The organism is Paucibacter aquatile, from assembly GCF_002885975.1.
Classification (GTDB): Bacteria; Pseudomonadota; Gammaproteobacteria; order Burkholderiales; family Burkholderiaceae_C; genus Paucibacter_A; species Paucibacter_A aquatilis.
The window spans coordinates 2,634,965-2,657,825 of sequence record NZ_POSP01000003.1; the positions used below are offsets into that span (position 1 = coordinate 2,634,965).

Below are 22,861 nucleotides of genomic sequence, written 5' to 3' on the forward strand. Positions count from 1 at the left end.
CGGGGCGGCCACATCCACAGCCCTGCTGAGCAGGCGCCCCTGCTCATCTGCCCCCAGCCATGGGGGTGTTTGATCCGCTGCGGGAGATCAGACTGAAGACTCAGCAACCGGCCCAACAAAAGGGACCATTGGAGCTCACCATGCAAGTCCTGAGTTTGGAGTCTGCCGCCTTCGAGGATGCCGGCCTGGGCGTCAACGGAACGCGGGCCGGGGATGGCAGCGCCCTGAGCATCCTGTTCAAACATCTTGCGGTGAGCAGTTCGCCCGCCAGCAAAGACCTGGCACCTCAGGTCCTGCGCGCCAAAGGCCGGGTTCGCTGCATCGGCTCGGGCTGGGTCAAGCTCGACATGCGTGGAGCCTGCCTGAGCAGCGGCCCTGCATCGTTCGCCCACGCCCTGGCCTGGGCCGACGACAGTCCCTTGCATCTGCTGCCGGACCGGTCGGACGCACCTTTGTGCAGTTCCGCTCTCGTGCGCATCGAGGGCGGCAAGGACTTGCAACTGCACCTGACCCTGCTGGCCCAGCGTGACCCGACCGAGGCCAACAGCGAAGCGCTGTGCGTAGTGGACTCCATCGACATCCAGGTCCTGGCAGCTCGTTCGCTCCAAGGTCAGCCCTATCAAACATGGAGTGCCTCCAAATGAAACCCTCTGCATCAGCCGCAATCCGATCTGTCCTGCATCTGAGTCTGCTGGGAGGCTGCGTGGCCGTCTTGTGTGGATGCCAGACCGCCGGCCAATACTGGCGCGAAACTTCGAGCTACGATGCCACCGGTGCCTTCCAGATCACCGACCGGGACGTGGTCGAACCGGTGGACCTGGGCTTTTTGCTGGTCCGCTACGCCCCGATGGCGCGCGCCAACAGCCAGGATTGCGCAACTTTGGCCCTGAACACGCCGGTCTGGGCCAAGGGCGGCGTAGCCAATGGTGAAGACAAGGACGGCGGCGCCTTCGCCAGCCAGGATCGCACGCGCCTGGACCGCTCGGTGCAGTTCTTTGCCTGCAGAGCGGCCCAAGCCGTCGAGGACGAGCGTCGCCTGGCGCGCAACGCGCTGCAGGAGCGTCTGATGGTGTCTTCGGCCCAGCGCTGCGCGGCCTTCAAGATCGGCCTGCAACGCGAGTTCTCACGCACCAACTTCAATCTGGGCGTGCTGGGCACCATTGCCGCCACCGCCGGCGCCTTGGTCAACTCGGCTTCGGCGGCCAAGAACTGGGCGGGCACGGCAGCGGTGAGCAGCGGCGTGCGGGCCGAGTACAACCAAGCCTTCCTGGCCAATCTGGCTGCCCATGTTGTGATTCAAGGGGTGGACAAGCGGCGTCGCGATGTCTACGAGCAAATCCAGCGGGAGGGCCAGAGCAAGTCCTACGACCAATACCCGGTCGAAGCCGCGATCAAGGACGCAATGACCTTCCATGGCCAGTGCTCGGTGATTGCCGGCTTTGAAGAGGCCGCTGACGCGATTCGCTTGTACGACGATCCCGGCGTCAGCAAGGCGACCAACTGGATTGCGCGGCTGAAAGTGGCCAACACGCTGATGAAAAGCGGCGAAGTGTCAAACGAAACACTGCTGAAGCAGATCTCGGATCTCAATGCCACCCTGCCCCTGATGGCCGGATCACGCTTGAATACGACCGGAACCAAACCACCCGAGCCGCGCCCGCTGGTGCGCCTCGACCGTGCACTGAAACAGATCACCGAGGCCGTCAAGGCCATGGAAGGGCAACTCGACAGCCTGCAGAAGAAGCTGCCGCCCGGACTGGACGCGGAGAACCTGGGCCTGACGAGCAACTTCAAATCCCATGGTCTGGAGGCAGGCTTGTCGAAAGCCTGCGAGGACCGCGCTGCCGGCTTTGAAAGCGACGCACAGGTCAAGCGCGCGCGAGCCGCCGCCGAAACCGATGCCGTCGAGCAGAGCAGTCTGAATGCAGAGGCAGACAAGGCCGACCGTCAGGGAGCAGATCTGGCACAAGCCGCCACCACCCTTGCCTGGGGCTTCCAGCGCCGGGTCGACAGCGCCGTAGCAGCCTGGCAATTCCTCTTCGCCAAGGCTGTCGAGGACAAGAAAGCAGAGACAGCCGCCCAGCTCAAGCTGAGCATAGAAAAAGCCCCCAAGCTCAACGAGGAAGCGGTGCTTCCGGCTATGCGGCAGCTGTGCGGGAAATAAGCACAGGCAGACCGCTTACCGCAACTGAGCTTCAGCCATGGGGAGCGTGACATCCGGCTTCCGACAAGGCCAGCCAGCCCAGCACCGCCAACGGCGCCGTGTCGGCGCGCAGGATGCGCGGGCCCAGCTGAACGGCGACGAAACCCTGGGCGCGGGCCGCCTCTTCTTCAGCGGGGCTGAGGCCGCCCTCCGGGCCGCTGAGCACCAGGGTGTGACTGGCCTCCGCCTGCGCGGCCGCCAGGGCTTGCAGGGGCTGGGCGGCCGTGGGGCTGAGCAGCCAGCGGCGCTGCGTGGCTGGCTGCGGGCCCAGCTGGGCCAACCATGAAGCCAGGGACTGCACCGCGCCGATCTCGGGGATGCGGGTGCGGCCGCATTGCTCGGCCGCGGCAATGGCCACACCGCGCCAATGCGCCTGCTTTTTCTCGGCGCGCTCGCCGCTGAGGCGCAGCACCGAGCGCTCGCTCATCAAGGGCTGGATGGCGCTGCCGCCGAGCTCGGTGGCCTTCTCGACGACGCCGTCCATGCGGTCATTGGCCGGCATGGCCAGGGCCAGGGTGATGTGCTGACGCAGCTCGCGCTGCACCAGCTGGCGAGCCTGCAAATGCACACGCACCTCGCTGCGGCCCATGGCCAGCACTTCCGCCTGCCACTCGGCGCCGCTGCCATCGAACAGGGTCAGCGGGCTACCCGGCTGCAGGCGCAGCACCTGCACATGGCGGGCCGCGCTGGGCGGCAAGCTGAGCTCGCTGGGCTCACTGGACGAGGTGCCCAGGGGCTGGTCGACAAAAAAACGCGGCGGCATGGCAGGCAAAGACGGACAAGAAGTCGCCAGTGTGCCAGCCTTCAGGCCCGCCCTTTTTCATTCATTCATTCAGTCCAGGCGTCCGGCGGCCGCCAGCGCAAAGACGCGCGCGCAGCGCATCCACACCAGGGACAGCACCAGCAGCTGCCCCATCGCCAAGGCCAGCAGCTGGCTGCCCGCCCCCACCGGCGCCAGCTGCACCCGCAGGAGCCCGATCAGCGCCGCCGCCAGCAAGCCCAGGGCCGTGATCAGCAGATAGACGCCGATGCGGCGCGGCTGGCGCCAGAGGTCGCGCGTGGCCAGGCGCCAAGCCTTGAACACCGAGCGGCGCTGCGGCTCCAGGGCCAGGCGGGCGCGCGCCGCATCCAGGCTGGCATGCACCAGCAGGAACAGCAGGCCGGTGAACAGCATCACCGCCTGGCTCCAGCGATCGGCCTCGGCCTCCAGCTGCATCAGCGCCGTTTTCTCGCCCACCCAATGCATCAACCCGCCGCCCAGCGCCGCCACCGCGCCCAGCAGGCACAGCGCCCAAAGCCAGAGCCGCGTCATGCGGCCGTACTCGCGCAGGCCGCCCTGCAGCAAGGCCATGAAGCCCAGCGGCTGGGGCGAGCGAACCACGGCAATCAGGCAGCCGCTGAGCCAGGGCAACAGCAAGGCCAAGAGCAGCACGCTGCTGAGCAGGGCCGAGGCGCCAAAGCCGTTGGGGCCCAGGCCCATCACGGCCTCGGCCAGCACCGGCAGCTCAAAGCCATCCACCAGGCGCTTTGCAGCCAGCGATTGGTCCAGCTGCGCCGCCAGGGCGCGCCAGAGCGGCAGCAGGGCCAGCAACCAGGGCAAGGCCAGGGCCAGCAGCCAGAGCAGCAGCAAGCGCCATTGCGAGGCCAGGCGGGCACCGGTGCGCAGCTGGCCGCGCAGATCGGGAGCGGGGGTCAAGAGCGCCGGCATGTTCATAGCGTGGCCACCAGGGCGAGAAGGGTTTGCAACAGGCTGCCGGCATCGCTGGCGATGCGGCGGGCGGCCCGGCCGTCGCTCTTGAGGGCGCGGCTGTTGTCGAGCTGGTTCTGATCCAGGTAATGCAGGCGTTCGGGGTCCAGCTCGGCGGACACGGCCTTGACCGGCTTGACCCAGCTGAAGCGGGCCCAGGATTGCTGGTCGTCCCAGCGCACCATCTCGACGCTGCCATCGGCAAAACGCACGCGCAGGGTTTGCGGCACCGCCGCGCCGCGCCGGCGCAAGACGACCGTGGTGCGGTAGGGGAAAGGTCCGGGCTCGGCCAGCACTTCGCCGGTCTGCGGGTCCTTCTTGGCCTCGGCCTTGGACGACGAGGCCGGGTGGTCCTTCTTCCACTGCTTGCGCAGCTTCTCGACCAGGTCTTCCTGTGCGTCCTTGTCCAGCTCGCTGCGCCGGCCATCGGGGCTGATATGCCGTCCCAGCAGGGGCAGCTCTTCCACGCTCTTGAAGCTCTCCACCCGGTCATCGACCGAGCGGCTGGCGTAGATGTGTTGCTCGAACAGGCGCTGCACCAGGGCCGGCTGGCCGCTGACCTCGGCCAGCACCTCGCGCAAATCGGCCGTGCTCGGGTGGCGGAACTTCCAGCGCTGGTAGTAGGTCTTGAAGGCCAGCTCCAGCTTCTCGCGGCCGATCTGCGCCTCCAGGTCGCGCATGGCGGTAGCGGTGCGGGAGTACACCGTGCCATAGCTGCCGCTGGAATGGCGGTGCCAGCTGTTCTGGCCCAGGCCGTCCGGCGGGTCCTTGAGACCGGCGCCCAGGCGCTCGCCCTCGAACACATCGACCGTGGTGCCCACGCCCAGACGCTTGAGCGCAGCCGTGGTCATGGGCGCCCGCTGGCCGCGGGCCTGAATCATGCGCTGATCCCAGAACTCATTCAGGCCCTCGTCGAGAAAGGGCTCCTCGAACTCATTGGAGGCCAGGATGCCGTAGAAGTAGCCATGGCCGAACTCGTGGATGGTGACGAACTCCTGGCCGAAATGGGCCAGGGTGCCTGGGGTCTGGTCGGCATAGCTGTCGGCCGTGAAGAAGGTCGGGTACTCCATGCCGCCTGCTTCCTTGGCATTGAAGGGCGGCACCACGGCCGTGACCGTGCGGTAGGGGTAAGGCCCCAAGGTCTTGGAGAACCAGGCCAGCGCATCCAGCGTGGCCTTGAGCACCACCGGCGCGTTGTGGGCGTACTCGGGCGGGTACAGCACCTGGACCTGCACCTTGGGGCTGCCCTCGCCCTCGTAGACCGCTTTCAGCGGCGGGGCAAAGCGCTTGTCGGCCGTCCAGGCGAAGTCATGCACATCGCCTTGCACGTAGTGGTGGATGACACGGCCCCCCTGCTTCTTGGGCTCGCCCTGCAGCTCGCCAGTGGCGCCGACCGTGTAGCCCTCGGGCACGTCGATGCGCACCTCATAACGCCCGAAATCGGCGTAGAACTCGCTGTGCAGATGGAACTCATGCGCGTTCCAGCGCGGCGCTGTCGCGCCCCGCTCGCCGGGCAGCTCCAGCACGGCCATCTTGGGGAACCACTGGCCCACCAGATGGAAGCTGCCGAAGTAGCCGGTGCGGGCCAGCACGCGCGGCAGCTGGTCGAAGAAATCGATGTCCAGCGTGGTGCTGCCACCGGGTGCCACCGCCTGCGGCAGGTCCAGGCGCACCACGGTGCGGTCGGTGGCCGGGCCGCCATCGGGCTGCACAAAATACCAGGGCACGGCCACACCGGCCTGCTGCACCTTCTTCAGCTCGATATAGCCCCAGTCGCCCTTCTTGATCGGCACATCGCTGCGGAAGGCAAAGCCCAGGCGGCGCTGCTCGCTCATGAAGGTGCTGCCCTCGCCTTCAAAGGCATTGAGGTAGAGGTGCAGATAGACGGAACGCACCGGCACGGCGCTGCGGTTGCGCCAGCTCAGGCGCTGCTTGCCCTCGATGGTGTGGGCCTCGGGGTCGAGCCGGGCTTCGATTTGGTAGTCCACCACCCGGTCGGACAGTGTCGGCTCCTGGCCGCTGCGCGGGCCGCCCCAGGCCTGCGGGCTGCTGGGCTGGCGCACGGCGGCGGCGTCGGGCGCGGCCAGGGCGATGCCGTCCAGCGAGGGTGGTACGGCCGAGGCGGCAGCCGCCACGGCAGGGCTGGACGCGGCCGAAGAAGCCCCGCTCGCCGACGCGGCAGCGCCGTCGCTGGCCCCGCCCTTCTGGCAGGCACTCAATGCCAGCAATGAAGCCAGGACCCCGGCCCACAAGGCGACCGAAGAGCCGGATCGGCGCGAAAGACGTGCAAGCATGGCTGGCGCTCAAAAGTGGCGAACGCGCGATGGTAGGCGGGTGCTGGCGCGGCGCCAGCCCGTGGAATCACCGAGTCAGGCCGCCGGGCGGCGTGCCAGCCAGGGACAGCCCGGCCATCCAGACGGGCGAACATCGCCCGCTCGCTGCATGGCCGCTACAGGCCCAGAGACTGGCGGACCTTGAACGCCACCGCATCGCCCTGAGCCTGGCGCACTTCGTCCACAAAGCGCAGGGCCAGTTGCTGCAGGGCCGGGAGGTCGCCACAGCGCTCCACATCCAGCACCCAGCGGTAGCCCTTGATCAGGCCCAGGTGCTCACGCGCGGCACCGGTGAGGTAGGCGTACAGGGCCTGGTAGTCCAGGCTCGGCAGCGCAGGGGCTTGCGGGGCGGCAGGCGCCAGCCCGGCTGCGGATCCGGCCCGGGCCGTGGGCGCAATCAAGCCCTGGTCGATCAGAAAGGCGATGTCCGCCGCCGTGATGCCCTGCACCAGGCCCAGCCATTGCTGGGCACTCTTGCTGTCATCGATGACCAGCAGGAGGTTGCGCAGGCTGCGCGACAGCGGCAGCGCCCGGTTCTTGATCTCGGCGCGGCCTTGTTCGGTCTTGGTGTAGGCCTGTTCCAGCATCACGGTTTTTCCTTCCTCAGGGGCCCGACTCTAGTGGAGAGTGGGCCTCGAGAGGCAGAAACCCCGCCCGCAACACGCTCAGGTTTTGTCGCGCAGTTCACGCCGCAGGATCTTGCCGACCGGAGTCTTGGGCAGTTCATTGCGGAACTCGATGACCTTGGGGCGCTTGTAGCCGGTCAGGTGCGCCTCGCAGTAGGCGCGCACATCGGCTTCGCTGACTTCCTTGGCGGCGCCGGGTTTGCGCACGATGGCCACCTTGACCGCCTCGCCCGCTTTCGCATCGGCGATGCCGACGGCCGCGCATTCGAGCACGCCGTCCATCATCGTGATCACGTCTTCCACCTCGTTGGGGTAGACGTTGAAGCCGCTGACCAGAATCATGTCTTTCTTGCGATCGACGACGCGGAAGTAACCTTTTTCGTCCACGGTGCCGATGTCGCCGGTGCGGAAGAAGCCGTCGGCCGTCATGACCTGGGCGGTTTCGTCCGGGCGCTGCCAGTAACCCGCCATGACTTGCGGGCCGCGGATGGCGATTTCGCCGGTGGCGCCGGGCGCGGCCGGGTTGCCGGCGTCATCGAGCAGACGCAGCTCGGTGCTGGGCAGGGGCAGGCCGATGGAGCCGGTGTACTGCGTGCTGTCGGTCGGGTTGCAGCTGGCCACGGGCGAGGTCTCGCTCAGGCCATAGCCCTCGCAGATGGAACAGCCGGTTTTCTCCAGCCAGAGCTTGGCCGTGGCCTGCTGCACCGCCATGCCGCCACCGACCGAGATGACCAGATGGCTCCAGTCCACGGTATTGAAGTCCTTGTGGTTGGCCATAGCCATGAACAAGGTATTGACGGCCGGGAAGCAATGGAAACGGTGCTTGGCCAGTTCCTTGAACATGGCCGGCAAGTCACGCGGGTTGGGGATCAGCACATTGCAGCCGCCCATGTGCATGGCCAGCATCATATTGGTAGTGAAACCGAAGATGTGATACAGCGGCAGGGCGGCGATGCCCACCACCTGCTCGCCGGCCGGCACCTTCTTCAGCGCAGGCATGTACCAGGCCTCGGCCTGCATCACATTGGCGACCAGATTGCGGTGCAAGAGCACAGCGCCCTTGGACACGCCGGTGGTGCCGCCGGTGTACTGCAGCACGGCGATGTCGTTGGGGCCGACCTTGGGCGCCTTGTACGCCAGGCCGCGGCCGCGCGCCAGCGCCTCGCCAAACTCGACCGCGCCGGGCAGCTCAAAGGCCGGCACCATCTTCTTCACCCGGCGCACCACGTAGTTGACGATCAGGCTCTTGGGGAAGCCCAGCATCTCGCCCATGGACGCAAGAATCACATGCTGGGTCGGCACCTGCTTGATCACCTGCTGCAAGGTGGCCGCGAAGTTCTCGAGGATGACGATGGCCTTGGCGCCGGCATCCTTGAGCTGATGTTCCAGTTCACGCGGGGTGTAGAGCGGGTTGACGTTCACCACCACATAGCCGGCGCGCAGGATGGCGGCCACGGCCACCGGGTACTGCAGCACATTGGGCATCATCACGGCGACCCGGTCGCCTTTTTCCAGACCCAGGCTCTGCAGATAGGCGGCCAGGGCGCGCGAGGCCTCGTCCACCTGGCCGAACTTCATGGTGCGGCCCATCATGGTGTAGGCCGCCAGCTGCGGGTACTTCTTGAAGGCCGAGTCCATCAGGTCCACCAGGGACGGATATTGCTCGGCATGGATCTCGGCAGGAACTCCCTCGGGGTAGCTCTTGAGCCAGGTCTTGTCCATCTTCTTTGTCTCCATTCGATGCCCCGGATTCTGACCGATGGCGACACCCCGGCTCATCAGGGGATTCGATACGAGACTCTAGAGCGACGCGCGCAGGCCCCTTGCCCGCTCAGGGTTGGCGAACGGCTCCTTGCGATTCCCAGATCGGCGAAGACAAGATCTTGTCGGCCACCTGCCGCCCGAGCTTCAAGCCGTCTTCGTTGTCATGGCGAAAATGGATGCCCGCGAACAGCCGGGAAATAGCCGCCTGCTCGGCCAAAGCATCCAGATGCGCGGCGCGAGCCGGAAATGCACGCGCGAGAACCCGCGCTGCAGCGCCACTGAACGCGGCGTGACCAGAAACATAGGAGGGAAAGGGCGGCGTAAGCAGCGCAGGTTTGAGCGGCTGCCCGGTCAAAGGGGCTGCCACCGTGACCGGCCGCGCCGTCCAGTAGTGGTACTTGCAATCCCAGACCGCCAGAAAAGTGTCGGCCAAGGCCACGTTGAGCTGAGCAAACAGCCGCGCCGTCGCGGCCGCACCCAGGCCGGCCCGTTTGACCTCTTCCAGAGCGATCTGGTTCCAGTGTCCGGGCGGCGTCACGGAGCCATGCCCATCCACCCAGAACTTCGCAATCTCAAGCTGGGCGGGTGACAAGCTACGCGAGACCTCCTGGACCTCTTTCAGATCCTGCAGATAGCGCGGCGAGCCATAGGCCGGTGGTACCGGGCGAAACTCGGCATTGGATGTGAGCATCCAGGGCGTCCAGCCAGGCGCAAACGGCTCATCGGGGGGGTAGTAAAAGTAGGGCGGCGTCGGTTCCCAGGCGCCAGGGCCGTAGTAGCGCTGCTCCCCGTAATACTGGAGCCGCAAGCCATTCCAGCCACGCTGGGCGCCGTCCTGCTCGGCATATTGCACCACGGTGCGTCCCACTTGATAACCGAGCAGCATGGCTTGCCGGTCGGCATCGTTGAGTTCGCCCAGGGCCTGACCCGACAACTTCGCTGCGATTGCGAAGCCGAGCCGGTCAAAAGCCCGTTCTTCGGCCGCAAACAGATAGCCCAAGACCTGGGCAGCCGCCATCGAAAGCGCCAGCCGGCTGTCTTGCCCGCGCGCCAAGGCCAGTGCCTGAGCGTCATGCATGGCCACATGCAACAACGCGAGTCCACGTGCCCCTCGGGTCGGCATCATCTTGTGCTTGACGAACAGGTCGAGCTGGATGCGAGTCCAGGCGAGTGTCGGCGGCTCTGCTCGCCACTGCTCCACCACACTCGCCGCCTGCCGATGGACTGAAGGCCAGTCGTGGAACGCCGAATGTGGAATCGCCAGCACGGCGGGCGGCAGAGCGGCAGCCGAAGCTTGATGTTCAAGCAAGGGCCGAGCCGAAGCGATATGGCCGACGCACAGCAGCAGGGCGCCGAGACAGAGTCTGAAAATCATGTTCGTTCCGCGAGAAGTTGGGTGATCGCATCTCGCTGGGTTTGACGGGCGGCATCGAGCGGACGGGTCCCGAAAGCATCCGGCTGGGTCGGGCTAGCGCCAGCGTCCAGCAGCATGCGGACGATGGCGATGCGGCCCGCATGCACCGCAGCCAAAAGTGCTGTGGGCCCCTCGGCGGGCCGAATGTCCACGAGGGCACCGGCCTTGAGCAGACGCTCCACCACCTGGCCGTGCCCGCCATGAACAGCGTTGATGAGCGGCGTCAGCCCGCGCCAGTCCTGCGCATTGACCTCGGCCTGATGACTCAAGAGCAGATCGACCATCTGCAGCTGACCCAGGGCGGCGGCGCTGTGCAAAGCCGTGGCCTTGCGCAGCGGGTCGGGCGCCGAAGCGGAGAGCCCAGTCGCCAAAAGGGAGCCGACCGTGCGGACATCACCCTGCGCCGCGTACTGCACCAGGCTCATCGCAGCAATGGGCACCTCCGCCCGCGCCAACCGAGCCCGGGCTTGTTCCGCAGCGCTTTGCGCATGGGCCGCACCGGCAAGCCAGGCTGCGAGCAGCACTGTCGTCAACCTCATCATCAAGGACGCACTCCCGACTCTTTGCGCAGGGTGTTGTGAAACTGAGCCAAACCGGTCTGGTTGGACTTGGCCCCTATGGCATGGGCTTTCAAGCGGCCACCGTCAGTAAAGCCGAACAGCTGCGGCAGGACGGACCCCAATGCCAGGTGTCGCCATTGAGCGGCCGTCGTTTGGTACAGCTGCAATGTCGGGTAGCGACCCGGATCGAGCAGCGGCGCCTGCTCTGTCTCGACCGCAACCGGGGCGACCAACAATACCCTCAGCTCGTCCAACTGCTCGGGCGACAGGCGTAACAGTTCCAACTCCAGCCATGCCGCTGCAGCGCGGCTGTGGCTCTCGATCACCAAGAGCATGCAGCGTCGCTGCAGCACATCGGGCAGGCGTAAGACGTCGGTACCGCCAACGCTGCTAATCTGGATGTCAAGTTGCTGTGCCGTGGACAAGCGCGGCGCAGCCGCGCTCAAGGGCACGAGACCGGCCCCACCCGCTGCCACCAGCGCCATCGATACGAAGTTTCTGCGTTTCATGGTCACTGCCCGATGGCGAAGTTACGAATGTTCTGGCGATCTTCGGCGCTCAAGCCCTCGAGCATGCCCGGCTCCGCCAAACGTGCCAGGCCGTCGGCGCGGAGGGCCAGCGCGGCGGCATCGGCGGTCGGCGTCAAGACATGGAAATGCATGATGGCCGCCGATTGACCCGGGGCCAAGGTCAGCATCCACTGCGTCACGCGGCCGCGCACCGAACGAAGGTCAACCCGGCTCGGCTTCACCACGGCCGCAGCCGAGGCAATGCCGTTGTACACATGGGCGCCGGCGACTTGGCAATCCTCGTAAGCCACGTAGCCCCGTTCCGGACTGTTCTGGGGTTCCGTGATGCGATCGGCATCGCAATAGCTGTCGCCTTGTGCAGCGATCTCGACACGTACGGTCACCGTCTGCGCCGAGCCGTTGGTCAAAGTTTCAATTTGGCGAGCATACCCACCCACGGCGGGCACAAAGAGACGGCGCTTGATGCTCAGACGATTGCCGTACTCGAAGGGACCCATGGCCATCTCACGTGCACCGATTTGGTAGTCCATGCCAAGGCTGCGCGGCATGGGCAATCCGTTGATCAGCAGTTGCGGCCCGTTCCAGCTGTTGAAGTGGCCCACCTGACCTGCAGAGACCAGACGACCCGCTTCGTCGAACATGAAACCAGCCGTGGCTTCAGGCACTGTCGGAGCATCATGCGTGCCACCGAACTTGTAGCTGTTGGCATTCGGCACCGCGGCCTCGACCGTGCTGCCAGCACTCACACGCAAGCTGCTACGGCCAAGGCTGGGGTCATTCCACCAGCTGCCGAGCTGATTGGCCGTGTAAGGCCCTGGCATAAGATTGAAGGTCGCATAGCCATTGCCAGCCGAGCGCGCCTCCTTGTCGTTGTAGCTCAGTGCCTGCTCGATTTGCTGGGGCTGCAGGATCAGACGCTGGTTGTACATCGCCTGTCCCTGTGCATTGACCGCCTGCACGACGGCACGACCCTGGGTCGGATACTGGACATTGCGCTGTACCAGCGCCTTGTCAGACAGCGGTGCGAGGCTGAACGTCTGCACGGCCTTCAGCTCCTCTCCCTGGAACACGTGCAACACGGTGTCGCCCGCTGGCGCGCGGTCAAAGCGGTAGCAGCCCCCATTGGCGGTCACTTCACGTGAGCCAATCACGCTGTAACCGCCCACCAGGTCCTCATTGAAGATGCGCACATGGGTCGGTGCAGCCGGGATACCGTCCGCCTGCGTCACGCAGCCCTGCAACTGCGCCATATTGGGCAAGGACAGATTGAGCGCCTCGGTCGGCAGTTGTGAAAACACGCCCGTCCAACGTCGCTGCACACCACTGTCGTGATCGCGCAGCCAGAGCTCGTAAGCACCCGTCGTGAAACCACCGAACAAATAGTAGGTACCCGGTTCCTTTGGATTGCCGAAGGGGTCATAACCATCCAGGCTGCTCGACACTTCACGCCACACACCTTGGGCGTCTCGCTGCCTCAAGCTCACGTATCCATAGCTCAATGTCGAGCCATCAGCGTAGCTGACCCGGCCCTTGAGGATAGGGATGACGATGTCGAAATTGCTCGGATTGGAATCCTTGACTTCGATCTGACCACGGCCCAGGAAATCGCTGCACTCGTGCAGTTCCGCCGTGTAGGTTCCGAACGGAACACCTTCCACACGCACACCACCCAGCGGCGGCACCGGTAGGCTCACCTGGTCAATGCCCGGGCCGGACACGGTCAAGCGAACCGGGCATTCACCACCGTAGCGGTTGGGCACATCGATCGGTTGGCCTGCTGGATCCACGATGCGCAGCAACACACTGCCCATGTCAGGGAAGACGAACTCACCTGCCTGAGCACTGCTGCCAGCCGCACCCACTTCGATCTCGCGCTCCTGGACCTGACAGATCAGACCCATGGCTGCCGAGACCACCATGGGGCCGGACTGCACATTGGGAATCAGGAATCGACCTTCCGCATCCGTGACGCCACGGGTGCTGAATTCACCGCCGTCCGTCAGTGCACCGCCCACCTTTGCAGTGCGAGCTCGCGCCCGGCTGGGAATGGGCCATGAACCATCGTCCCAGTTCGTGCAGCTGGCGCGTTCGCCATTGTTGGCCACGACGATCTGAATCCCCTCCAGAGCGCGACCGCTGAGATTGCGCACACGGCCCTGAACCGAGGCGCCGACAATTTCGAAGTAGATTTGAGGTGCCTCGACGAACTCGCCACGCTGACCTTGCGCCTGCACTGCGACGGGCTGACCGTTCGCGGGGTGCAAGGCTCGGATCGTCACCGGACGTTCGGCCGGAACTCGACGGAACTCATAGCGGCCCTGAGCATCGGTCATCGCCTGGAACGAACTTGCCGTACCAAACGATGCTTCCACATTGGCGCCCGCCACCGGGCTGCCATTCTGGAACAGCACCTCGCCGCCGATTGCTGCGGTAGGCAGCACCAGATCAACGGCTGTCAGCTGAACGCCCTCGCGCACGATCAGCTCACTGGCCACCTCGATCTCGAGCGCTCTGTCGCGTGCCAGCAATCTGACATTGGCATCAGCGGGCAAGACCTTGAACAGGAAGCGAGCTTCGGCATCGACCACGGCCTGATCCAGCAGACGCCCTTCGGTATCGAAGGCAGCCACTTCGCTGGCGGGCACCGGGTCCCCAGTGGCCGACATCACACGGCCCGTAACACCGCCAGTCGGCAGTGCGAGGTCCAGCTCGATGCGAGCGCCGTCGTCGCCGACGATCTCACGCTCCGCCACGATACGGGCATTGCGTGGGTGGACGAGCTTGACCGTGCCCCGGTCGCCAATGACTGCCGTCTCGACGGTCGCAGTCACTGCAGCGGGTTCGAACAAGAGATCAACACGACGCTGATTCAGTTCGTCAACAAGCTCCAGCGGCACTGCGCCGATGGGCCCATCGCCCAGCAAGGCGTCGGACAGACGCAGATTCAAGGCCAGCGTCGTGCGGGCAGACAGCTGCAGATCACGAAGCAACCGCTCGCCGTCCGCATCCAAACTGCCTTGCGCTTTGGCAAGGGTCAGCCCGGCTTCGTCATGAACGCTCAGATGCACAGGTCCGAGCGGCAAGTTCTGGTGCTCAAAGTTGCCGTCCACATCAGCCACGATCTGTTCGACCAGCTGGATCTGGTCTGCCACGCCGGCGCGCACCAGCACGGGCCGGCCCGCTGCGGGTGCACCATTGCGCTGGAAGACACGACCGGCGGCCTGGGCCCCAAAACGGGCCGGCGCCACGGCCGTCCAAGCTTGCGCCAGGGTGGCACGGCCCGCCACGGTGATCAGCATGCCGTAACTTCCCAGATTGACTGCATCGGGCGTCAGCGGCGACACGATCAGGGTGTGACGGCCGCTGGCCCGCGCGAACAGGCCACGCAAGGCTTGCGCGGCCGGCGCCGCGTTGTAGGCGGGATCAAAGCCGCGGCCCTCGCCCAGCTTGGCGCCATCGGGTCCGTAAAGCTCCAGCTTGACGGCACGCGCGGCAGGCGTGCCCTCGGATTCCATGCCCAGCACGGTGGCGTCCATGGCTTCACCGGCTGCAGCCTCGAAGGAGAACAGAGAGCGCTGCTGCGTGATGCGCTGAGTCCCGCTGGCTTCGGCGGGGAAGTCGACCAGACGCTCCAGCGTCTGACCGTCGCTCGCGCTGTTCACCTCAATGGTGAAGGCTTGGACGCGACCCTTCCAGCGCAGCTCGAATTCATTGCTTCCCTGCGGCAGCAAATCGGTCTCGAGACGGTCGCCGGTGGAACGCAGCAGACCGACGGCACAAGCCGAGGGGCAGACCGAGTTCTTGACAAAGAGCTGGGCATCGAGTGCGCCGAAGTTGGCTGCACCCATCACCGTGGCGCGCAGGCCGAGACGGGTTTGGACGATCTTGTCGTTGAGCTGGATTCGGACGTTCTGCAGGGTTCCAGGTGCAGCAGCACTCAGGTCGACATCGATCCGCCCGCTGGCGCCGTCGCTGGTCACTGCCTCCAGACGGTAGGCACGTGCGCCCAGATAGCGCCAGCCGAAGGCGCCGTCTGCGCGACTGCTGCCCGTAGCTGCAATGCGCCAGGTCCGCAAGCTCTCGTCGTACCAGCTGAGTTGCAGCGTGGCGCCGGCGACTGCGGTCACGCCGTCTTTGGCGAAGACCTGGCCGAGCATGCCCAGTTGCGGGTCGAGCAGGAAGTCCTGCCGGCGCTCGCCACCAGGGCCCGAGGTGTAGATCCAGGTCTCGCGCACGAGCTCGGTCCCAAGCTTGAGTAGGAGCCGGTATGAGCTGTTGGCTGCCAGGCCGCGGAAGGCGTAGCTGCCGCTTCCATCAACAATTTGGCGCAAAGGCGCGCCCGTGCCGTCGCGCATCAGCTCCACGCTGACACCAACAGCGGGAGCACGGTTCGGTAGTTGCTGCACGTCGCCGACCAGGGTTGCCGCCAGGGCCGGGCTGGCTCCACCGCCACGCAGAACAAAGGGCAGGAAGGAGCCGGCGCTGAGATAAGCAACGCCCGGCTCAGCGACATAGCCTGCGCTACCGCTCAGCACCGAGACCTGACCGGCGTTGACCTGGTCGAAGAAGGCGTCGCCATTCGAATCGGTGCGCTGCAACGGCAGTGAACCGCCCTCTACAGCGCGCGCATAGGCATCGCTGACGCCGACCTCGACACCGGGTTGAGCAGCACCGGCCGCATCCACAACCCGGACGCGCACCAAGCCAGTCCCCCCATTGAGCTGCAACTGCAGCTGCCCAGGCGCTACGCCGCCCTGGTGATCGAAATAGAACGCCGAACTGGCGGCGCGCCGCTTGACCCGATCGACCACCGTCACCTGCCCCGAACGGGAGGCGAGGAAAGGCAGATCAGTGAAACGAAAGTTTCCTGAAGCCTCGGTTCGAACCAGCTTGTCTTCATGGCCCGGGATGCTCAGGCGAACTTCAAGATTGCCCGCAGAGCTGCCATCAGCCTGAGACACGCGGCCGATCAACTGCGCCGGGCCGACCAGCTTGAGCATGCGGCTGGTGGTGACGCCATCATTCTCGGCCGTGATGGTCACGAAAGCCGGAATGGGCATCATGGACGCAAAAGTCTGGAAGGAACTGCTCTGCAGGAAGACCTTGCCCTCATCATCGACGCCAACGAAACCGGCGGCAGAAGAGCGGTAGCCGGTGCCGCTGGCACGCGCTGTAACACTCTTCTCACTGCCATCCGGGTAGCGGGCCGTGGTCGAGCCGCGAAGCTGCGCATCCGGGCCGATCACGCTTTTTGAGAATTCAAGCCGGAGCGAGCTGGGAACCGGCGTCTTCTGTCCCCAGACGATGGGGTCGGGGGTGATCAGCTGTTGCTCGAAGGCCGGGAAGGTCAGCGGGGTTTCACCAACAGTCCCGTCGTCGCATGTCACGCGGACGCGGAAGGGCTGCGCATGGGCCCCAACGCCAAACGGGGCAATGCCGCTGCCGGGCAGGTTCTCGAGCACGTAGTCGCCACTGGCGGTGAGCGGCGTGCTGCGGTTCTGGGCACTGGCAATGCAGCTGACGCCGGGCGCGGGCCCGGCTGCGGCCGGCCCCGTCAGTACCAGCATCGCCGTCGCAACGCCACTCGGCAGCAACTTGCCCCAAGGGCGCATGCTGCCGGACAGCCTTGCAAACATATTGACCAAACTCGTTCTCATGTTTCTCCTCCCGATCCGTATCGGTGACTGAGCAGCTCGGCGCTTTTCAGCTTCGGTCGACTTACTTGACCAGCCTCTGCACGCGCTTCGTCTCGTTGCGCCAGCCCTGCATAACAGCCGATTCGACGGGCTTCATGGTGAGTTGATAGCCGTTTGGCGTCTTCGTCACCGCCACGGAATCAGTCAGTGCGACCTTGCCGTTCTCGGTCAGTGTGAATTCGACGAAAGTCAGATCGCGGTACTCGGCCTTGCGTTGCAGCTGCATCGCCCGGCCCTTAAACAGCGCGGCCCACTGCGTCAGGCGTTCGGCCTTGTTCCGACCCATGCGCTTCTCGTTCTCTTCGATCATGCGCACCGACTCCGAGTCCCAGCCGGCAAACGCGGCCTCCTCGTCGCCGGACGCCATGGCCCTGAGGTAGCGGATCACCGCCGCCTCGGGCGTAGGTGCGGCCGGCAGCTGCGCCCGGCCCACGTCCACCGGCGGCTGGTATTGGTAAATCTTGACCGGGTGCACCAGTTCCTCGATCACGTTGATCTGGCTTGGCGCGCTGGTTGGAAAGCCCTGCGCCATGCAGGCGGGCACGAAGGTGAGCAGCAGGCTCAGAAGGGCGACGGGTTTCATGATTTACGACTTCGTTGAGAGGCAGGCCAGGCCCGCCGTATGAAAGTCCATGCCACGGCAACCAAGGCGGCCAGGGCGATGGCCCGCAGGGCGACGGCGACGATCACGGAGTTCCAGCCCCGCTGGTCGCCAAACCAGGCGATGCCGGGCAGCCCGCGCATCACCAGGGCTGGCTGGTCACGGCAGTTGGCGGCAATCCAGGCTCGACCGCGCTCAACATCCTCGGGCCACTCACGCTTGCGGGGCGAGTCATCAAGTGGGCCAAAGGTGCGGAGAACCTCGTGAATCTGGCCTTGCCATTCGTACTGCATGCGCAGGTAAGCGAAGCCGCGGCGCGAAGCGGCTCCCGCCTCCCAGTTGCCCTCCAGGCAGCGTGCCGGCACAGGATGGAAGAGTTGGTCGCGCAGCAACCAGGTCAGGAATACCGAAGCGGCGCCGAAACAAAGCGCGGCGGCCAGGAATTGGATCAAGAAACCGCGCATCTCTCAGAATCCGATGGAAAAGGATGGCGTCTTGCCTTGATATACAGGGATCTGCAGGTCAAGGACCGTCCAATTCAAAAGGCCATACTGAATCGAAGATTTGACGAAAACCTGGATGAAGGCGTCATCGCCTTCGAAGGGCAGCGAGCGTCCCACGGTGCCGCGCACATTCCAACCGAAATTGCCGGACAGCCCGACATCCAATGGCCGCAAATTGCCATCAACATCACCGACCGAGCCATCCAAGTTTTTCTGCTTGACTCTGAAATCGCTAGAGAAGGTCAGGGGCAGGAACTCCACGGCGCCAGACACCTTGCCCAGCACTTCACCTTTGTCCGGGCATTCGTCATAGTTGCCAGCGACTGAGCCGCCGATATTGCCGCGCAGGACCACCGAGGGACCAGCCAGTGCATCCATGAACAAGAGGGTGGAGACCTTTTTGAGGATGGGGAGCAGCGGAACGCCGACCGCACCTTCCAACTGGCCTCCGCCAGTGAGTTCGACCTTGGTAGCGACACCACTCGCCTTGCGAACGCAGCAGCGCTCTTCTCCGGAGTACTGGACGCCAAAATTTCCGCCCAGATCGAACACGACACCGAGCGAACGGGTGATCACCTTGGCCTTGGTGCTGAGTTCGCCCGCAACGGCGAGCTGTCCGCCCATGCTGCCAATCTTGTCACCATCTGCCTCGGGCGCCTTGTCGCACTTGCCGCCCTTGCAACGTTTGCATTTGTTGCCACCACATTCTTTGCCTGCTTTGGCGGAGTCGGCCACGCAGGTCGGGCACGACGGCGATCCTCGGTTCTCAATCTTTTCGCATTCCGAGCATTTGGTCGCTGCGGTCTTGCAGTCGTCGTAACGACACAAACCGCCCCAACCGGCCTTGGTGACACCCGAACCGGCATCGGTCACCAACCAGGCGCCATCGGCCGACACGGTCGCACGACCCATGGGCACATACTGACCAAGATCATGGTCCCACTGCACGACCGGCAGATTGTCGCCAGGCTCTTCGAGCGTGCTGTTGGGCATCTGCACCTCAATGGGCGGATCGAAGCGCGTGCCCGCCGGCTGAATGGTCCAGGCCGGCACGCCGAACTGTGCGCCGCCCGCCGGCGGCGCCATCGGCAGCTTGTCGGCCGTCACCGGGCTGACCACCAGCGTGCCGGTGCGCGAACCGTCCGGGAAGGTCACGCTATTGGCCTTGACCTTCATCGAGAAGCCTTCAAGGCCGGGGATGGTCAGCACAACATCCTCGTTACCGCCAACCACCTTGGCCTCGCCCACCAGCAGCGCCGGCAGGTAGATCGCATGCGGCAGCTCATTCTTCTGCCCTCGCACCACATAGGCCTCGAAATGCAGGCTCGGCCATTGCGGCTTGCTGGGGTCGTTGCTGGGGTTGACCGCACGGCCGTCAACGAACAGGTCGATGCGCCCCGGCGGCACGTTACCGATTTCGAAATAGCCCTTGTCGTCACTGGTCGCGAGCAGGGGCGTGCGGCCGATGCTGACCTTGACGCCTTCCAGTGGCACACCCTTGTCGCTGTAGACGAAGCCGCCAAAGCTGGCCGGTCCGTCGCTGGCCTTCTTGGCACGGATCACGAAGCTCGCACCACCCACGGTGCCGTTCGGGTCGTTGAAGTCCTCACCCAAGGCCGCGCGCGCAGCAATGCGCACGATGCCCGGCTCGCTGCCAAGATACGGACGGACACCCACGAGACCGTTCTTGTCGGTGCTCAGCACGATGCTCTGCCCGTCGGCGCTGGCGAACGCGCCCGGCTGGTCGACAAAGAAGGCCTTGCCTTCTATGACACGGAACTCGACCTTGACGTTGGGCAGGTGGTTGTCAGCGTTGTCACGCACCACCGCGCTGAGGATCTCCATCACAGGCGCATCAGTCTCGCTGATCTGGTTCAAGCCCAGATCGGCGCGCAGGATCGCCGGTGTTCCCCGCTGCGAGTTGGCGGTGAACAGCACGCCTTCGCCGCCCAACAAGGGGGATGTCGCTCGAACAAGATTGGCGCCCGGACCGGCCTGCTTGCCGCTTCTGAACCAAACGGCAGCCCGGCCTTGCGCATCGGTACGGACCGAAACGGCGCGCGCGCTGTAGTGGGCATCGCCACTTGCAGTACGGCCCTGATTGGGGCTCAGCGAGCCGGTACCGCGTTCGACCAAGAACTCCACCGCCAGATCCTTGACGGGCTCGCCGTCCTTGTCCAGCGCAAGCACAGTCAAGGGCTTCGGCAGTTCCGTGCGCCCCGGGCCGGTCTGGTCATGACCATCAACAATCAACAATCCGGCAAGGCCGGTGTCGGCCCGATGCACATCCAGGGTCTGCACGCGCTCGTTGCCCAGATGATCAAGCGCGCGGACCTTGATCCGATTCAAGCCCTCGCTCAAGGCCAAGCGGCTCAGCAAGAAATAGCGGTCCGCGACAGTCGCCGCTTGTTCAGCTTGATCGTTGACGGAGATGAAGACCTGGGGTTCCGGCGCGCCAAAAATTGCCTCAACCGCATCGTTGACCATGCCGCGGACGTCAACCCACGCGGCACGAGTGATCGTCCCCGCGCGCGGCGACTCCACATTCAAGATCGGCGCAGTCTGATCGACCGACACGCTGATCGATGCCGTACTGACCCGCCCCTGCAAGTCAGTGGCGACCACGTTCAGAAGATTGGCGCCCTCGTGGAGGAAAAACCGCGGAAAACTGAAGCCGAGGCCGCTCGCATCGAGTTCGGCCGCTTGCTGATTGATGGCGACGGCTGCGACCGGTTTGCTCAAACGGCCTGTGACCAAGGTTGGACGCTCGACCGATCCCGTCAGATTGCCTGGGCTGCTGGCCTGCACTCGCCCTAGCACGGCCTTATCGGCCGGACTTGTCACCGTGATTTTGACTGGCGCGTTGTAATCCACTTCGGTGATCGTCGAACGACGTTGGCCGTCAGAGAACTCGACGGTGGCTGTCACCGTGTTGCGCCCGTCGACGAGATCAGCTTCTCCAGCAAAACGGTAGACACCATCCGCCGTGGCGCTACTGGCCGTCATCGGTTTGTCATTGAGCAAGGCGAGACGTGGGTAGCCCGCGTCGGAACTCGCGTCCACCTCCACGGCAATGCGAGGCTCGACGGACGTCTGACCACCTGCCGGGCTGACGATCGCGACCTTGTAGGCACGTGGTGCCGCGACATCAAAGCCCCAGACCGACTCGCCAACCGTCCCGGCCCGATTGCGGACGGAAACATACGCCGTATGGGCACCCGCCGACAAGGCCTGGGTCGGCGTGTAACTGACGCCTTGCGCGCTGATGCTGGCCTGAGCCGTGACATCGTTGCCGTCAAGCAGCAGACGGACCGAGCTTGTATCGATACCCGCAGGGTCGCTGAAGGTGGCCGCAATGCGCGGCTGCGCCCCGGCCGGCAGCACGGCATCCTTGGGCGTGAGACCACCCAACACCGGAGCAGCACTAACGATGACGACTGTTTTGCTGCTGCGAACCGCATAGCCAGTGCTGTCCCGAACCGTCAGTTTGGCCTCGTAGCTGCCTGCAGATGCATAGGTCCAGCGCTGCGCCACTCCTGCGGCATCTGCCGCATCGACCACGCCGTCCCCGTCAAAGTCCCACTCGTAGCGAGCGATGGCCGTCGCGACAGTGGGTGAAAACGTGATCGCAATTCCCGCCGGGCCTCCATTGGGAGCGGGCGTGAATGCGGCCTGCATCAGCGGCTTCGACGTCACCGTCCAGACCAGCTTGGACTCGTCCAAGGGCTTGCTGCGGTCAATACGGATCGTGAAGGTATCGCGGCTCGTCAGTGTGGCACCTGCAGCTACTTCACCAAACTCCAGTTGATCCTCGACCACCAGGATTGACACATCTGCGCTCTTGACCTTGGCCTTGACGTCGGACAGCGCCTCGCCCGGATTGCTCAGGCGCGCCTTCAGCACGTATTCCCAGATCGTCGCCGACACTCGCTTGCTGGAAACCTGGGTGTAGGTCCCCACACGCGGCTCCGCCGCTTGAGACAGCACGGAAAACAGCGCGAGCAGGATGCCCGCGCCAAAGGCCCGAATTCTCATGAGTCCTCCCTCCCTGTCAGCAGCTCAGGCTGCTGCCGGTGTTTTGCTTGATTTGCGATGCAATCGCGCACGCATGCCGGCGGCAGCGAGCAAGGCCAAAGCCAGCAGCTGCCACGTCTCGGGCTCGGGGACGGTCGCCCCGGCAGGCACGCTTCGGCCCTGGTACTGCAGGTCAAAAGACTGCGGGTCCCAGATCTTGAAGTCCTGAGCTCCGGGCTGACCGGAGCCCAGCCAGGTGAACTCAATCATGAAACTGGTGGCAATGCCGCCCCGACCCAGAACCCCAGTCGTCGTAAACACGTCGAACTGAGCTGGATCACCAAGGGTTGGAGCCAGAACCTGGCCATCCCAGCCCGCACTCAGCTGACGAATCACCAAACTCGATGCGTCGTACAGATGCGTTTCAAAGTCGATCGAAACCCAAGCGACCCCGTCATCAAAGCTCAGGTTTTCAACCTGATAGCTGTAGGCGTAGCGAGACGGAGCTGCCAGGGCCATCGTTTCGTAGCGCAAGACCACGGGAGAAGACCAGGCCAGCGCGGCCGACACAGCAAGCCAAGCGCCAATCATCAAGCGGAGCCCTGACTCCGCCACACGAGATCCCAGACCATTCATCGACTGACTCCTTCAAAACTGCGCGGAGTCTAGAGCCCGAATGTGAATAAGTCCGTAACCTAAAACCCGAACGGATGTATCTAAATGCAAGTGAATGAATGCACGCCCTCTGAGCGGACGTTCACGCCACCATGCATATGAGGGGGGGGCAGGTGTTGCCTGCTGACGACGAAATTCGATGGCACAACAGCGTCAACCATCTTCAGCAAGCAGACGCACGCACGAATCTCACGC

Annotated in this window: 15 protein-coding genes; 2 read left to right on the plus strand and 13 right to left on the minus strand. The window is 64.7% G+C overall.

What is annotated here, in order from left to right; translation table 11 throughout:
• The first annotated feature begins 140 nt into the window (after positions 1-140).
• Both C1O66_RS14480 and C1O66_RS14485 read left to right on the plus strand, forming a co-directional pair.
• Positions 141-644, plus strand: coding sequence for a hypothetical protein (locus tag C1O66_RS14480; RefSeq protein ID WP_133155228.1), 504 nt, complete (start codon positions 141-143; stop codon positions 642-644).
• Positions 641-2,164 carry a hypothetical protein gene (locus tag C1O66_RS14485; protein WP_133155229.1) on the plus strand — a complete coding sequence of 508 codons (1,524 nt, stop codon included), beginning with the start codon at positions 641-643 and terminating at the stop codon, positions 2,162-2,164. Before C1O66_RS14480 ends, C1O66_RS14485 begins: the two co-directional genes overlap by 4 nt.
• A gap of 31 nt (positions 2,165-2,195) precedes the next feature.
• On the opposite strand, the gene C1O66_RS14490 is transcribed toward C1O66_RS14485, so the two are convergent.
• The 13 genes from C1O66_RS14490 to C1O66_RS14550 form a co-directional block, all read right to left on the minus strand.
• Positions 2,196-2,966 (minus strand): 16S rRNA (uracil(1498)-N(3))-methyltransferase, encoded by a 771-nt coding sequence (locus tag C1O66_RS14490; RefSeq protein ID WP_102768531.1) that lies wholly within the window; start codon positions 2,964-2,966, stop codon positions 2,196-2,198.
• A 69-nt stretch (positions 2,967-3,035) separates the two neighbouring features.
• Positions 3,036-3,917: a hypothetical protein gene (locus C1O66_RS14495; protein ID WP_102768532.1), complete on the minus strand. Its 882-nt coding sequence runs from the start codon at positions 3,915-3,917 to the stop codon at positions 3,036-3,038.
• Positions 3,914-6,244 (minus strand): M1 family metallopeptidase, encoded by a 2,331-nt coding sequence (locus C1O66_RS14500; RefSeq protein ID WP_207795955.1) that lies wholly within the window; start codon positions 6,242-6,244, stop codon positions 3,914-3,916. Before C1O66_RS14500 ends, C1O66_RS14495 begins: the two co-directional genes overlap by 4 nt.
• Positions 6,245-6,399: 155 nt before the next feature.
• A complete protein-coding gene (locus C1O66_RS14505; RefSeq protein WP_394341030.1) occupies positions 6,400-6,873 on the minus strand; it encodes a hypothetical protein in 474 nt (157 codons plus the stop codon).
• Positions 6,874-6,948: 75 nt separating this feature from the next.
• Positions 6,949-8,631: a long-chain-fatty-acid--CoA ligase gene (locus tag C1O66_RS14510; protein ID WP_102769658.1), complete on the minus strand. Its 1,683-nt coding sequence runs from the start codon at positions 8,629-8,631 to the stop codon at positions 6,949-6,951.
• A 109-nt stretch (positions 8,632-8,740) separates the two neighbouring features.
• Entirely contained in the window at positions 8,741-10,048 is a 1,308-nt protein-coding gene (locus C1O66_RS14515) for a vanadium-dependent haloperoxidase (RefSeq protein WP_102768535.1), read from the minus strand.
• Positions 10,045-10,512 carry an ankyrin repeat domain-containing protein gene (locus C1O66_RS14520; RefSeq protein ID WP_165794618.1) on the minus strand — a complete coding sequence of 156 codons (468 nt, stop codon included), beginning with the start codon at positions 10,510-10,512 and terminating at the stop codon, positions 10,045-10,047. Before C1O66_RS14520 ends, C1O66_RS14515 begins: the two co-directional genes overlap by 4 nt.
• A gap of 116 nt (positions 10,513-10,628) precedes the next feature.
• Positions 10,629-11,156 carry a hypothetical protein gene (locus C1O66_RS14525; RefSeq protein ID WP_102768537.1) on the minus strand — a complete coding sequence of 176 codons (528 nt, stop codon included), beginning with the start codon at positions 11,154-11,156 and terminating at the stop codon, positions 10,629-10,631.
• A 2-nt stretch (positions 11,157-11,158) separates the two neighbouring features.
• Positions 11,159-16,834 carry a carboxypeptidase-like regulatory domain-containing protein gene (locus tag C1O66_RS14530; protein WP_133155230.1) on the minus strand — a complete coding sequence of 1,892 codons (5,676 nt, stop codon included), beginning with the start codon at positions 16,832-16,834 and terminating at the stop codon, positions 11,159-11,161.
• Between the two features lie 61 nt (positions 16,835-16,895).
• Positions 16,896-17,456, minus strand: a complete 561-nt coding sequence (locus C1O66_RS14535) for a hypothetical protein (protein ID WP_102768539.1) — start codon at positions 17,454-17,456, stop codon at positions 16,896-16,898.
• Positions 17,453-17,926 (minus strand): hypothetical protein, encoded by a 474-nt coding sequence (locus C1O66_RS14540; protein WP_165794619.1) that lies wholly within the window; start codon positions 17,924-17,926, stop codon positions 17,453-17,455. Before C1O66_RS14540 ends, C1O66_RS14535 begins: the two co-directional genes overlap by 4 nt.
• 15 nt (positions 17,927-17,941) lie before the next feature.
• Positions 17,942-22,012, minus strand: coding sequence for a PKD domain-containing protein (locus C1O66_RS14545; RefSeq protein WP_102768541.1), 4,071 nt, complete (start codon positions 22,010-22,012; stop codon positions 17,942-17,944).
• 24 nt (positions 22,013-22,036) lie between these two features.
• Positions 22,037-22,627, minus strand: a complete 591-nt coding sequence (locus C1O66_RS14550) for a PEP-CTERM sorting domain-containing protein (protein ID WP_133155231.1) — start codon at positions 22,625-22,627, stop codon at positions 22,037-22,039.
• Between the last annotated feature and the right edge of the window lie 234 nt (positions 22,628-22,861).

Coding starts and splice junctions, on each gene's coding strand:
- C1O66_RS14480 (WP_133155228.1), top strand. CDS start 141: ATGCAAGTCCTGAGTTTGGAGTCTGCCGCCTTCGAGGATGCCGGCCTG.
- C1O66_RS14485 (WP_133155229.1), top strand. CDS start 641: ATGAAACCCTCTGCATCAGCCGCAATCCGATCTGTCCTGCATCTGAGT.
- C1O66_RS14490 (WP_102768531.1), bottom strand. CDS start 2,966: ATGCCGCCGCGTTTTTTTGTCGACCAGCCCCTGGGCACCTCGTCCAGT.
- C1O66_RS14495 (WP_102768532.1), bottom strand. CDS start 3,917: ATGAACATGCCGGCGCTCTTGACCCCCGCTCCCGATCTGCGCGGCCAG.
- C1O66_RS14500 (WP_207795955.1), bottom strand. CDS start 6,244: ATGCTTGCACGTCTTTCGCGCCGATCCGGCTCTTCGGTCGCCTTGTGG.
- C1O66_RS14510 (WP_102769658.1), bottom strand. CDS start 8,631: ATGGACAAGACCTGGCTCAAGAGCTACCCCGAGGGAGTTCCTGCCGAG.
- C1O66_RS14515 (WP_102768535.1), bottom strand. CDS start 10,048: ATGATTTTCAGACTCTGTCTCGGCGCCCTGCTGCTGTGCGTCGGCCAT.
- C1O66_RS14520 (WP_165794618.1), bottom strand. CDS start 10,512: ATGAGCCTGGTGCAGTACGCGGCGCAGGGTGATGTCCGCACGGTCGGC.
- C1O66_RS14525 (WP_102768537.1), bottom strand. CDS start 11,156: ATGAAACGCAGAAACTTCGTATCGATGGCGCTGGTGGCAGCGGGTGGG.
- C1O66_RS14530 (WP_133155230.1), bottom strand. CDS start 16,834: ATGAGAACGAGTTTGGTCAATATGTTTGCAAGGCTGTCCGGCAGCATG.
- C1O66_RS14535 (WP_102768539.1), bottom strand. CDS start 17,456: ATGAAACCCGTCGCCCTTCTGAGCCTGCTGCTCACCTTCGTGCCCGCC.
- C1O66_RS14545 (WP_102768541.1), bottom strand. CDS start 22,012: ATGAGAATTCGGGCCTTTGGCGCGGGCATCCTGCTCGCGCTGTTTTCC.
- C1O66_RS14550 (WP_133155231.1), bottom strand. CDS start 22,627: ATGAATGGTCTGGGATCTCGTGTGGCGGAGTCAGGGCTCCGCTTGATG.